The organism is Cellulomonas sp. NS3, assembly GCF_024757985.1.
Classification (GTDB): Bacteria; Actinomycetota; Actinomycetes; order Actinomycetales; family Cellulomonadaceae; genus Cellulomonas_A.
In genome coordinates, this window is the sequence record NZ_CP103289.1 from 1,205,865 (window position 1) to 1,218,524 (window position 12,660).

The window sequence follows — 12,660 nt, forward strand, 5'->3', positions numbered from 1 at the left end:
GAGCGACGACCCGCCGCTCAGAGCGCGAGGTCGAGGTTGCCGGTCGGGCCGCCCACGAGACCGGTGGTCGGCGAGGACGCGAGGGCCTGCTCCCGCCGGGGGATCCGCCCCGCGAGCCGCGCGGCGCGGCCGGCCTCGACGGCCAGGGCCATCGCACGCGCCATCCGGGCCGGGTCCGCCGCGCGCGTGACCGCCGACGCGACGAGCACGCCGCTGCACCCGAGCTCCATCGCGAGCGCCGCGTCCGACGCCGTGCCGATCCCCGCGTCGAGGATCACCGGGACCTGCGCGTGCTCGGCGATCGCCGCGATGCTGCGGGGGTCGAGGATGCCGAGCCCCGAGCCGATGGGCGACCCCAGCGGCATGACCGCGGCGCACCCGACGTCCTCGAGCCGGCGTGCCACGACCGGGTCGTCGCCCGTGTAGGGCAGCACGGTGAACCCCTCCCGGACGAGCCGGTCGGCGGCCTCGACGAGCCCGAACGGCTCGGGGAGCAGGGTCACGTCGTCCGCGAGCACCTCGAGCTTGACCCACGACGTCCCGCAGGCCTCGCGCCCGAGCTCGGCCGTGAGCACCGCCTCGCGTGCGGTGAAGCAGCCCGCGGTGTTCGGCAGCGCCCGGATCCCCAGCCGGGTCAGCAGACCCCAGACCGACTGCTCGCCGCCGGCCCGGACCCGCCGCAGCGCGACGGTCGTCAGGCGCGTGCCCGACGCGACGAGCGCGTCCTCGAGCCGCTCGAGGCTCGGCGCGCCGCCCGTGCCGAGCACGAGCCGGGGCCCGACGACGGTGCCCGCGATCACGAGCGGGTCGTCGACGGTCCCGGGGGCGTCCGAGGCGGTCGTCGTCAGGACGCCGCTCATCCGCCCTGCACCGCCGTCACGACCTCGACGCGCGCACCGGCCCGCACGAGCGTGGAGGCCCAGAGCCCGCGGGGGACGATCGCGTCGTCGACCGCGACCGCGACACCGGTGGGAGCGGCGTCGCCGTCCGCCCTCGCCGTGGCCGGGGACGCGGTGGCCGTCGCGCCGTCGGCGAGAAGCTCGGTGACGAGCGCGGCGACGCTCGTGGGGTCGGTCAGCGGGCGCTCGACGCCGTTGAGGGTCACGGTCGGCACGGTGCCGGTGGAGGTCATGCGGGTCCTCTCGAGGGAACGGGCAAGGCGGCAGGGACGGGAACCGGAGCGGGGACCCGGGGGACGAACCTTGCGGGGTCGCACGCGCGCACGGCGTCGGGCACCGGCTCTCCCGCGAACAGCGCGTCGAGCGCGGCCGCGGTGAGCGGGGTCTGCAGCACCCCGTTCCGGTGGTGGCCCGTCGCGAGCACGAGGCCCGGGACCGGCCCGGCGCCGACGAGCGGGAGGTGGTCGGGCGTCGCCGGCCGGGCCCGCGTCGTGACGTCCACGAGCGGCAGCTCGTCGAGCCCGGGCAGCAGCGCGCGGGCGTCGCGCAGCAGCGCGAAGACGTCGCCCGCCCGCGTCCCCGGGGTTGGTTCGCGCTCGTCGCTCGTCGCGCCGACCACGACCTCCCCGCCCGGGCGCGGGACGACGTACACGGGCCGGTGCTGGACCGACCCGCGCACGACGGGCAGCTCGCGGAAGCCCGGCACCTCCCGGGCGTCGAGCCGCAGCGTCGCGCCGAGCACGGGCCGCACGGGGACCGGCACGTCCGGCTCGTCGCGCACGACGGACGCCGAGCCCGCACCCGCGGCGAGCACCACGAGGCCGGTGGGGTGGACCTCGCCGCGGCGGTCGCGCACGCCGACGACGTCACCGCCGGGACCGCGCACGAGGCCGGTCGCCGCCCCCTCGACGACGCGGACCCGCGCGGTGCCCGTGGGCCTCCCGTCCGGGTCGCGGAGCCCGAGCGCCGTGCGCAGCGCCGTCACGACCGCCCGGGGGTCGACCTGCCGCTCGCCGGCGGCCCACGTCGCGGCGCTCACGTGCGGGCCGAGGAGCGGGACGCGCTTGCGGGCCCCGGCCGCCGTGACCTCGTGCACGTCGAGCCCCCAGGACCGCTGGAGCGCGAGCAGCTCCCGGCAGCGCACGGCGTCCGCGGCGTCGTACGCGACCGTGAGCGTCCCCGACGCGACGAGCCCGACGTCGACCCCCGACGCGTCCTCGAGCGCGTGCGCGAACGCCGGCCAGAGCCCGGCCGCCGCGACGTTGACCCGGGCCAGCGCGTGCTCGCCGTGCTCGGCCTCGGAGACCGCCGCGAGCATCCCGGCGGCGGCGTGCACGGCCCCGGCGGACCCGCGCGCGCCGTCCGGGTCGAGCAGCGTCACCGCCAGCCCGGCCTCGACCGCGCGCCATGCGGCGGCGAGCCCGACGACCCCGCCGCCGACGACGAGCACGTCCGGCGGGGACCCCGGGCGCGGTGCGGACGGGCCGCGGGGAGTGCGGGTACGGGCGGCGCTCATCGCGCGTGCTCCCTTCGCTGGCATGACCCAGATCAGGTTCGACGGTCGGCTGCGACGCCCTCTCAGCCCCGCTCTCGTGCGGGGCTCCCGTGCGGCGGTCAGACTACGCTGCCCGGCATGTCCGATGTCCAGGCGCGGACGGCGCTGCGCGCCCGGCTCGCCGACGCCCACCTGTACCTGTGCACCGACGCCCGGCGCGAGCGCGGCGACCTCGAGCCGTTCCTGCACGAGGTGCTCGCGGGCGGCGTCGACGTGGTGCAGCTGCGCGACCGCACGCTCGACGTCGCCGACGAGCTCGCCCTCGGCGCCCTCGTGCGGGACGTCGCCCACGAGCACGGCGCGCTGTTCGCCGTGAACGACCGGGCGGACCTCGCGCGGGCGCTGCGGGCGGACGTCCTGCACACCGGTCAGCGGGACCTGCCGGTCGAGGTCGCGCGCGAGGTCGTCGGCCCGGGCGTGCTGCTGGGCCGCTCGTCGGGCGGCGGCGACCAGGCCGCGCGCGCCGACGCGGACCCCGAGGTCGACTACTTCTGCGTCGGCCCGGTGCTCGCGACCCCGACGAAGCCGGACCGCGAGGCGGTCGGCCTCGGCGCGGTCCGCGCGGTGGCCGACGCCGCACCCGGCACGCCGTGGTTCGCGATCGGCGGGGTCGACGAGGCGCTGCTCGACGAGGTCCTCGCGGCCGGGGCGCAGCGCGTCGTGGTCGTCCGGGCGCTCACCCACGCGCCCGACCCGCGGGGCGTCGCGGAGCGGCTGCGCGCGCGGGTCGTCGCGGCCCGCGCCGCCACTCCCGCGCCCGACGGCGCGGGGGACCGCGCCGGCGGACGCGCGGCCGAGCAGCGCTGACGGCACCCGGCCCGCGCCGACGCCGGCTGCCGGCGGACGGGCACCCGGTGCGCCCGCCGCGCCGCCTATCCTTGGCCCCGTGACCTCCGACGCGCAGACCACGCCGCCGCCCGCCGCAGCACCCGTGTCGCCCGCGACCCTCGAGGACGCGCCGACGGAGCACCGCCCGGTCCTCGTGATCGACTTCGGCGCCCAGTACGCGCAGCTCATCGCCCGGCGCGTGCGCGAGGCGAACGTGTACTCCGAGATCGTCCCGCACACCGCGAGCGTCGAGCAGATCCTCGCGAAGGACCCGGCGGCGATCATCCTCTCGGGCGGCCCGTCGAGCGTGTACGCCACCGGTGCGCCGTTCGTCGACGCGGCGCTGTTCGAGGCCGGCGTCCCGGTGCTCGGCATCTGCTACGGCTTCCAGGCGATGGCGCAGGCGCTCGGCGGGACGGTCGCGCAGACCGGCGCGCGCGAGTACGGCGGGACCGCGGTCGAGGTCGTCGCGGGCGGCACGGTGCTCGCGGGCAGCCCCGACTCCCAGACGGTGTGGATGAGCCACGGCGACGCGGTGCACGCCGCGCCGGAGGGCTTCCAGGTGCTCGCGACGTCGGCCGGCTCGCCGGTCGCGGCGTTCGAGGACCCCGACCGCCGGCTCTACGGCATGCAGTGGCACCCCGAGGTGAAGCACTCGGTGCTCGGGCAGCGCGCGCTCGAGAACTTCCTCTACGAGGGTGCGGGGCTCGCGCCCGACTGGAACGCGGGCAACGTCGTCGCCGAGCAGGTCGAGCGCATCCGCGCGCAGGTCGGCGACGCCCGGGTGATCTGCGGGCTGTCCGGCGGCGTCGACTCCTCGGTCGCCGCGGCGCTCGTGCAGAAGGCCGTCGGTGACCAGCTCACCTGCGTGTTCGTGGACCACGGGCTGCTGCGCTCGGGCGAGGCCGAGCAGGTCGAGGAGGACTTCGTCGCCGCGACCGGCGTGCAGCTCAAGGTCGTCGACGCGCGCGAGCGGTTCCTCACGGCGCTCGCGGGCGTGAGCGACCCGGAGACCAAGCGCAAGATCATCGGGCGCGAGTTCATCCGGGTGTTCGAGCAGGCGGCGCGCGAGGTCGTCGCCGACGCCGGCGAGCACGGCACCGAGGTGAAGTTCCTGGTCCAGGGCACGCTGTATCCCGACGTCGTCGAGTCCGGCGGCGGCGAGGGCGCGGCGAACATCAAGAGCCACCACAACGTCGGCGGCCTGCCCGACGACCTGCAGTTCTCGCTCGTCGAGCCGCTCCGCACACTGTTCAAGGACGAGGTCCGCGCGGTCGGCCTCGAGCTCGGCGTGCCCGAGGGCATCGTGTGGCGCCAGCCGTTCCCCGGTCCCGGCCTCGGCATCCGCATCGTCGGCGAGGTCACCGCCGAGCGGCTCGAGACCCTCCGCGCTGCGGACGCGATCGCGCGCGAGGAGCTCACGCGCGCCGGCCTCGACCGCGAGATCTGGCAGTGCCCGGTCGTGCTGCTCGCGGACGTGCGCTCGGTCGGCGTCCAGGGCGACGGCCGCACCTACGGCCACCCGATCGTGCTGCGGCCCGTCTCGTCGGAGGACGCGATGACGGCCGACTGGACGCGCCTGCCCTACGACGTGCTGCAGGTCATCTCGACGCGCATCACGAACGAGGTGCCCGAGGTCAACCGGGTCGTCCTCGACGTCACGAGCAAGCCGCCGGGCACGATCGAGTGGGAGTGACGGCGCCGGGGACCGCGGCGGTCTGACCCAGGCTTCGGAGCCCCCGTCTCGTTCGTCCGCCCGACGAGCGGCGCCCTCGGTGCTCCGCCGACGGGCCGCTCGGCGCCCCGGTGCGAGCGGCTCAGGCCTCGACGCCCGCCCGGTCGCCGGCGCGCTCGCGCGCCCGCTCCGCCGTGCGCCGCCGCTTGTCCGCGTACATCTCCTGGTCGGCCCGCGCCACGGCCTCGGCGGTCGTCGCGCGCTCGCCGGCCCCCACGTGGTGGACGCCGATCGACGCGCCGGTGCCGAGCACGAGGTCGCCGTACGGCACCGGACGGTCGAGGCACGCGCGCAGGCGGGCGACGAGGGCGTCCCCGGCCGGGCCGCCCTCGTCGACCACGAGGAACTCGTCGCCGCCGAAGCGCGCCACGCACGGCCCGTGGCCGAGGGTCGTGACGAGCCGCTCCGCGACCGTGGTGATGAGGGCGTCGCCCGCGCCGTGCCCGTGGGTGTCGTTGATCTGCTTGAGCCCGTCGACGTCGAGGAACAGCACCGTGACGCCCGCCGAGCGGCCGTCCGCGACGCGGTCGAGCGCGCCGTGCAGCTGCTCGAGGCCGGCCCGCCGGTTCTCGAGGCCGGTGAGCTCGTCGTGCGTGGCGAGGTGCGCGAGCGCGCGCTCCGCCTCGAGCTGGCGGCGCGCGAGGCCCGCGATGCGCGCGACGACCAGCGGGACGATGAGCACCGTCCCGACCGTCAGGAGCAGCCAGTCCACGTCGCCCCGGAACGCCTCCTGGAGGCCCGCGAGCAGCGGGTTGAGGCCGAGCGCGACGCCGAGCGTCGTGAGCCGCGCGGGGCCCAGCCGGTCGCTCGGGGGCTCGGCGCCCTCGGCGACGCGCGCGTGCGTGCTGTGCACCGCGGCCGCGGCGAGGCAGCTGTAGCCGAGGATCCACAGGGTGGCGACCCAGGGCGCGTACAGGCCGGTGGCCGCGTCCGTCGTCAGGACGATCGCGACGTTGCCGACGAGGGTCAGCAGCACCGCGGTGCACACGTAGGCGAGGGCCGGGCGGGCCGCGCGGTGCACGAGGGCGGCGCGGAGCACCATGCCCGCGATGCCGCTGACCAGGACGATCAGCAGGAGCGTGTACAGCCGGACGCCCAGCGGCGCCCCGGTCGCCACGAGCGCGGGGTGCACCAGGACGGTCCACAGAAGGCTCGCGCACGCGAGCCACAGCACCGCGGCCTCGACCAGGCCGCCGCTGTCGCGGCGGGCGAACGGCAGCAGGATCGCGATCGCGGCGGCGAAGAGCAGCAGGTAGCCGATCGGGAGCGTCACGTCGACGACGAGCCCCGGCTGGGCGGGGTCGGCGTCCTGACGGCTCACGTCGACGACCCACGCGAGCCCGTTCACGGTCAGCACGCCGAGCGCGGCGCACAGGAGCGTCCACGACGCCGCCCGCCGGACGCGGCGCCGCGCGAGCAGGACCAGCACGATCGTCAGCGGGATCGCGCTCGCCAGCACGAGCATCGACGCCCGGAGGACACCGCTGGACGCGAGGAAGGTCAGCGCCACCGCGACACCGGCGAGGACGAGGACCGCGTGCGTCGGGACGCGGTCTCGTGGCTTCACGTCCCTCTCATCGGCCGGCGGGTGCCGCGCCGTGACGCGTGCGGGGGATGAGATCGCGCCGAGGTGGGGCCGGGGCCTTGACGGCGGCGCGGTGCGGGTGCGATACCGCCCCCGCGGGACCCTCGCGCCCGACGCGGGAGGGCCCCCGACCGACCGGCCGGGGGCCCTGCGACGACGGACGCCGGCTCAGCGCGAGGTGCACGCCTCGCCGCCGAGGAACGTCAGCGGCGAGACCGCCCCGGACACCCCCGCCCCGGTGTAGCCGAACGTGGCCGTGGCGCCGGGCCGGAGCACCGAGTACGGCTTGGCCGTGACCGTGACGACCGCGCCGTCCTGCGCCCAGCCCGCGCTCCAGAGCTTCGTGATCCGCTGGTCGCCCGCGAAGGCGAACCGCAGCTCCCAGTCGCGCAGCGGCTCGGTGCCGCTGTTCGTGACCCAGACCTGCGACGTGAAGCCGGTCGCCCACGAGCCGTGCACGGTCGTGCGGACCTGGCACGACGGTGCCTCGACGGGCGGTGCGGCGAGCTCGATGAGCTCACGGGCCTGCTCCACGAACCAGCCGCCGGCGCGGGGGTCCTCGATGCCGCGCTCGGGGTCGAGCGGGCCGCCGGTGCCGCGGTAGCACTGACCGTCGGACTCGCCGGGGATCTTGATCCAGAGGAACCCGTCGACGACCTCGTCACCCGTGTCGAGCGTCGGGCGCACCCCGAGGCCACGACCCGGAGGGTTGCACCAGACCTCGGCGTCCGTGTACTTGCCCGGGGGAGCGGTCCACGCGCCCTGGCCGTTGCGGCTCGTGTCGATGACCGCGTGCTTCTGCGCCGCGCGGTCGCGCACGAGGCCCGTGTCGGCGAACGCCTGGTCGTACGCGGCGTCGGACAGGTCCCACGTGCTGAGGTCGTCGGGGCTCGCCGGGTAGTACTGGCTCGCGCACCACGCCGGCTCCCACCACGTCTGCGTCGAGAGCGCGATGCAGTCGGACACCCAGCCCGCGTACCGCTGGACCTTCTCCGTCGGCTGGTAGTTCGACGCGTTGAGGAAGAACCCGTCGGCACGCTCGACGCCGGCCCGGATCAGCCGGTCGGTCGCGTCGCCCACGCCGAGCCAGCCGTTGTGCGTGCCGTCGAGGTAGGTGCGGGTCGCCGGCAGCGTCGCGAGCGCGTCGACCGCGTGGTTGAGCTGCTCGAAGCGGCTCGCGGCGGAGGTCGCCGGGTCCGCCTCGGCAGGCTTGCACCACTCGGCCTCGCCGTTGACGTTCGTGTACCAGGGGATGATGCCGAGGCCGTCGGGCTCGAGGACGACGATCGCCTCGCGGTCGCCGATGCCCGCGGCGAACGCGTCGACCCAGGCGTTGTAGGACGCGGTGTCGAGCGCGCCGCCCGCGGAGTACTGCGCGCAGTCGCGGTACGGAAGGTTGTACGCGACGACCACCGGCACGGCGTCCTCGGCGTCGGCGGCCGACACGTAGGAGTCGACGGCGGCCTGCACCTCGGCGGGCGTCCCGGTGGTGAACCAGCGCGCCGACGGGAAGCTGCCGAGCAGGAGCGCGTCGTCCCGCGCCTGACCGGTCAGGGTGCCGGCGGCCTCCACGGTCGAGCTGTTCCAGTCGACGAACAGCCGCTCGTCGTCGTACGGCGCGGCGGTCGCGGCGAACGGCGCCGCGACGAGTGCCGTGGCGGCGATCGCGGTGGTGGTGAGTGCGGCGGCGAGCGCTCGGCGTCGTGCCGGGCGCCGTGCCGGCCGGGTCGGAGCTGACGGCATGGTGGGTCCCCTCGGTCCGGACCGGCCGGGCGTCGTTGCCTGGTCGAGCCGGTCCGGCGGCGGCCCGCGCGCGCGGACCCCGTCCGGGCCCGGTCCGGGCGCGGTCGTGCCGTCACGCTCGCCGAGCGGGCCACGACGCGTCAACGGACGCGCGAATGCCGAAACGTTTTGGCAACCGCGCAGTACACGTCCGGGTGGTGAGCGCCGGCGCCCGGCGCGGCGGGACCGGACGGCGGCCGCGGACGCGTCTCGGACCAGGACCCGTGCGGCTACCCTGTGCCGGTGCGGATCGTCCACGTCTCCGACTGCTACCCGCCCCGGACGGGCGGCATCGAGACCCAGGTGAGCGACCTCGCCCAGCACCAGTCCCGGGCGGGGCACGACGTGCACGTCCTGACGGCCACGCTCGGCGAGGCCGGGGAGCGGGGCGGGGTCGTCGACCTCGTCGGGGGGGTCCACGTGCACCGGCTCGGGGCCCGGCTGCCCTTCGACCTGCCGGTCAACCCCGCGGGCCCCCGCCTGCTGCACGCCGCGCTGCGCGACGTCGCACCCGACGTCGTGCACGTGCACGCGGGCGTGCTCTCGCCGTTCGCGTTCGACGGCGCCCGGATCGCGCTCGGGCACGGGCTGCCCACCGCGATCACCTGGCACTGCATGCTCGACGGCACGGTCCCCGCGCTGCGCACCGCCGTGCGCCTCACGGGGTGGCGCACGGCGCGTGCCGCCCTCAGCGCCGTGAGCTCCGCGGCGGCGGCCCGCGTGCGTGACGCGTTCGGCACCGAGGTCGGGGTCGTGCCCAACGGCATGGACCTCGACGTGTGGGCTCCGCTCGAGCCGGTCGGTGCCGCCGGGACCCGGCCCGGGCGGCCGGACGACGCCGCGGCTCCCGACGACACCGCGGCGCCTGACGGCCCGGTGCGGCTCGTCGCGACGATGCGCCTCGCCCCGCGCAAGCGCGCCGTCCCGCTCGTCGAGCTCGTCGGCGCCGCCGCGCGCCGGCTGCCGCGAGGACGCCTGCACCTCACCGTCATCGGGGACGGGCCCGTGCGCGGGCGCGTCGAGCAGGTCGTCGCCGCCCAGGGGCTGCGCGACGTCGTGACGCTGCGCGGCCGGCTCCCGCGCGAGCAGGTCCGCGCTGCCTACGCCGACGCCGACGTCTTCCTCGCGCCGGCGGAGCTCGAGGCGTTCGGCATCGCGGCGCTCGAGGCGCGCACCGCGGGGCTCGCGGTCGTCGCGCGCCACGGGACGGGGATCGAGGAGTTCGTGGTCGACGGCACCGACGGCCTCCTGGTCGCCGACGACGCCGAGATGACCGAGGCGATCGTGCACCTCGCGCGGGACGAGCGGCTGCTCACCGGGATCCGTGCGCACAACCGCTCGGTGCGGCCGGCGTTCGGGTGGCCCCGCGTGCTCGAGGCAGCCGACGCCGAGTACCGCCGGGCCGTCGCGCTCGCGCGCTGACCCGCTCTTCCGCAGCCCGCGGAAACGGACGAATCCCCTGGTGAGGGACGTGTCGAGGCAATAAGTCCGGCGCCGTGCGTGCATGACCAACGTCCCTCGTCCGAGGGCCGCCGCGGGGGCACGCTTGTCTTGTCAGCCCCACGGGGCAGGCCGGATCTGGTACCTGCCAGAACCGCATCCGGGGGTCGTCGGGAAACGGAGCAGGACAATGAACAACGGGGCCAGGACCGCTCGCATCATCGGTGCCATCACCGCGATCGCAGGGCTGTTCCTCATCATCGCCGGTGGCGTCACCTGGGGCACGGTCTCGGGTCGCCTGGCCGACGAGAAGATCACCGTGGCGGAGGACGCCGCGAGCTTCGCGGGCCAGCCGGTCACGAGCCCGTGGACCGCGTTCGCCGAGGCGGACATCATCGCCCACCACGCGCTCGAGGCGACCGAGGGCAAGACGTACGCGGAGCTCGACCGTGAGGACCCGCTGCGCGCCACGGCCATGAACGGCTCGTTCCTCCGGGCGTCGCTCTTCACCTCGGTCGTCGCCTTCGGTGTCGCCGCCCTGGTCATGGGCCTGGGCCTGCTCTTCATCCTCGTCGGCTACGCCGTGTGGGTCCTCGCCGGTCGCTCGGCGGTCACCCCCGCCACCGCGGCGCAGGGCGTCCCGGTCACCGTCTGACGCCCACGCCCACGCCAACGGCCCCGGGCCGGTCACGACAGCCCTCCGCTGCCGGGACCGGCCCGAGGCCGTTCGCGTGTGCACGCCTGCCGGGCGCCGTCCTCGGGGGGGTCGGCGCCACCCGGCCGGTGCGCCGCCACCCGGTCGTCCCGGGCGGCGCCGTCCTCCGCTCAGCGGCTCCCGCCGCGCCGGCCCTTGATCAGCGAGCCGACGAGCATCGCCGCACCCGCCGCACCGAGCAGGACGATCAGCGCGAGCTCGACGTCGAGCGTGTAGCCCGCCGAGAGCGCGAAGACGCCGATGCCGACCGCGACGATCACGAGGCCCCAGACGAACGTGCCGACGCGCACGCCGCGTCGCACGGGGGCGTCGGGGGCCGGCGCCGCGGCTGCGGCCGACGTCCCGGGTCCGGTCGGTGCGCCGGGAACGGGTGCCGCGGCAGGGCCGCCCGGTGCCGGGGCGGGCTCGTCGAACGCGCTGAGCGGGTCCGTCGAGGCCGTGGGGGAGGCGGCGGTCGTCGCCCCGGGTGACGTCCCGTACGCGTCCGCCGGGTCGGGGCTCGTCCGCCCCGACGTCGTGCTGCCCGCGGGGGTCGTGGGGATCTTCTCGGTGGGTCCGTCGGTGCTCATCGTGCCTCCTCGATCGTGATGTCTCCTGCGCCGAGGGTCACGACGAGCGCGAGCTCGGGTGCCGTCCCGTCGACGACCTCGTCGCTGCGGTAGCTGCGCTCGCCGAGGCCCACGCCGCCGCTCTTCTCGAGCGGCTCGTCGACGTCCCAGGTGATGTCGCCGGCGCCGAGCGTCACGTCGGCGACGACCGCGGCGCCCTCGGGGACGATCACGCGGAGCGTCCCGGCGCCCATGTCGACGGGTACGCGCAGCGTCTCGTCGGTGAGCTCGACGTCCGAGAGGTCGACCGTGCTGTCGCCGAGCCCGAGGTCGTAGCCCCGGGTCGCGACGTCGCGCTCGGTCACGACGAAGTCGGTGTCGGCGATCGCGGCGTGCGAGTCGCCGTCCCAGGTCCAGTCGCGGTCGCCGGCCCACGCCAGGGGCAGCACGACGAGCGTCGTGAGCACCGCGAGCGTGCCGAGACCGCTGCTGCGCCGGCCGCGCAGGCCCGACACCATCGCGGCGAGGCCGAGCAGAACGATCGCCGCCGCGCCGCCGGTGAGCCCGACCGGGCCGGTGAAGTCCCCGGACCGCTCGGCCGCGAGCAGCACCGCGAACGTGAGCAGGACGAGCGCGGCGACGATGCCGAACGTCGTGCTGCCCGGACCGGGCGTGCTCACCCGGGGGGCGCGGGGCGGGGGCGGCGGCGCCGGTGCGTAGCCCTGCGTCGGGTACGGCTGCGTGGGGGAGGGCGGGGTGGGAGAGGGCTGGGCCGGGTAGGGCGGGACCGCCGGGTACGGGGCCGTGGGGTAGGGCGCGGACGCTGCCGGCTCGGGCGTCTTGGTCAACCGCACCGGACCGTAGGACGTGGTCTCCGCTGCGACGTCGCCGGCGGCGGTGCCGGACGCGGTGGCGCCCGGTCCTGCGGTGCCCGCCGCGCTCGTGCCGGGCGCTCCAGGAGCCGGGATCCCCGGGTACGGGCCGTACGGCGGCGGCGTCCGGCGGTTCCCCGCGGCCTTGACGACGACGACGACCGCGACGACGACCGCCGCGACCCACAACAGACCGTTGAGCCAGCCGAGGTCCCCCCCGCCCCACCAGCCGAACCAGTGGTCGTTGCGGTTGAGGCCCACGATCAGGAGGGCGACGGCCCCGAGCAGCGCGGCGTCGAAGCGCCCGCGGATCGTCTCCTCCAGGTGGATGCGCCCGTCCTTCTGCTCGGGCAGCAGCGCCCAGCCGATCCCGTACAGCACCATCCCGAGGCCCCCGAGCAGGACGCTCGCGCCGAGGATGCCGCGCACCAGCAGCGGGTCCACGCCGAGCCGCAGCGCGATGCCGCCCGCGACGCCGCCGATCCAGCGCTCGTCGCTGCGGACGAGCCCCGAGCGGCGCACGGAGGCGAAGAACGCGCTGTCGCCGGGCGGGGCCGGCGGCGGCGGGGTCACGGGGGAGGTGTACGACGAGGGCGCCGGTCCGGGCTCCGAGGGTCGGGGCTCCGCCGGGTCGGGGGTCTGCGTGTCCATGGGTCGATCGTGGCCCCGGGCCGTGCCCCCGGGCATCGGGGGGTGCCCCT

General features: G+C 76.6%; 11 protein-coding genes. 4 read left to right on the forward strand and 7 right to left on the reverse strand.

What is annotated here, in order from left to right; genetic code table 11:
• Positions 1 to 17: 17 nt before the first annotated feature.
• The 3 genes from NXY84_RS05720 to NXY84_RS05730 are packed head-to-tail and all read right to left on the reverse strand — an operon-like array spanning position 18 to position 2,415.
• Entirely contained in the window at positions 18 to 860 is an 843-nt protein-coding gene (locus NXY84_RS05720; protein WP_258726159.1) for a thiazole synthase, read from the reverse strand.
• Positions 857 to 1,132: a sulfur carrier protein ThiS gene (gene thiS, locus NXY84_RS05725; RefSeq protein WP_258726160.1), complete on the reverse strand. Its 276-nt coding sequence runs from the start codon at positions 1,130 to 1,132 to the stop codon at positions 857 to 859. Before thiS ends, NXY84_RS05720 begins: the two co-directional genes overlap by 4 nt.
• Positions 1,129 to 2,415 (reverse strand): FAD-dependent oxidoreductase, encoded by a 1,287-nt coding sequence (locus tag NXY84_RS05730; RefSeq protein ID WP_258726161.1) that lies wholly within the window; start codon positions 2,413 to 2,415, stop codon positions 1,129 to 1,131. The genes thiS and NXY84_RS05730 overlap by 4 nt, the downstream gene beginning before the upstream one ends.
• Before the next feature lie 117 nt (positions 2,416 to 2,532).
• Between NXY84_RS05730 and thiE the strand changes: the two genes are divergently transcribed.
• Both thiE and guaA read left to right on the forward strand, forming a co-directional pair.
• Entirely contained in the window at positions 2,533 to 3,261 is a 729-nt protein-coding gene (gene thiE, locus NXY84_RS05735) for a thiamine phosphate synthase (RefSeq protein WP_258726162.1), read from the forward strand.
• 124 nt (positions 3,262 to 3,385) lie between these two features.
• Entirely contained in the window at positions 3,386 to 4,978 is a 1,593-nt protein-coding gene (gene guaA, locus NXY84_RS05740; RefSeq protein WP_258727124.1) for a glutamine-hydrolyzing GMP synthase, read from the forward strand.
• A gap of 121 nt (positions 4,979 to 5,099) precedes the next feature.
• On the opposite strand, the gene NXY84_RS05745 is transcribed toward guaA, so the two are convergent.
• On the reverse strand, positions 5,100 to 6,584 hold the full coding sequence (locus NXY84_RS05745) for a GGDEF domain-containing protein (protein WP_258726163.1): 1,485 nt from the start codon (positions 6,582 to 6,584) through the stop codon (positions 5,100 to 5,102).
• A 186-nt stretch (positions 6,585 to 6,770) separates the two neighbouring features.
• Positions 6,771 to 8,345 (reverse strand): glycoside hydrolase family 6 protein, encoded by a 1,575-nt coding sequence (locus NXY84_RS05750; RefSeq protein WP_258726164.1) that lies wholly within the window; start codon positions 8,343 to 8,345, stop codon positions 6,771 to 6,773.
• 282 nt (positions 8,346 to 8,627) lie between these two features.
• Between NXY84_RS05750 and NXY84_RS05755 the strand changes: the two genes are divergently transcribed.
• Together NXY84_RS05755 and NXY84_RS05760 are read left to right on the forward strand one after the other, a co-directional pair.
• Complete coding sequence (locus tag NXY84_RS05755) at positions 8,628 to 9,806, forward strand: glycosyltransferase family 4 protein (RefSeq protein ID WP_258726165.1); 1,179 nt, start codon at positions 8,628 to 8,630, stop codon at positions 9,804 to 9,806.
• 208 nt (positions 9,807 to 10,014) lie between these two features.
• Positions 10,015 to 10,479: an aromatic ring-opening dioxygenase LigA gene (locus NXY84_RS05760; protein ID WP_258726166.1), complete on the forward strand. Its 465-nt coding sequence runs from the start codon at positions 10,015 to 10,017 to the stop codon at positions 10,477 to 10,479.
• A gap of 170 nt (positions 10,480 to 10,649) precedes the next feature.
• Here NXY84_RS05760 and NXY84_RS05765 read toward each other — a convergent pair whose 3' ends face one another.
• Positions 10,650 to 11,108 (reverse strand): hypothetical protein, encoded by a 459-nt coding sequence (locus NXY84_RS05765; RefSeq protein ID WP_258726167.1) that lies wholly within the window; start codon positions 11,106 to 11,108, stop codon positions 10,650 to 10,652.
• Entirely contained in the window at positions 11,105 to 12,610 is a 1,506-nt protein-coding gene (locus tag NXY84_RS05770) for a PspC domain-containing protein (protein WP_258726168.1), read from the reverse strand. Before NXY84_RS05770 ends, NXY84_RS05765 begins: the two co-directional genes overlap by 4 nt.
• Between the last annotated feature and the right edge of the window lie 50 nt (positions 12,611 to 12,660).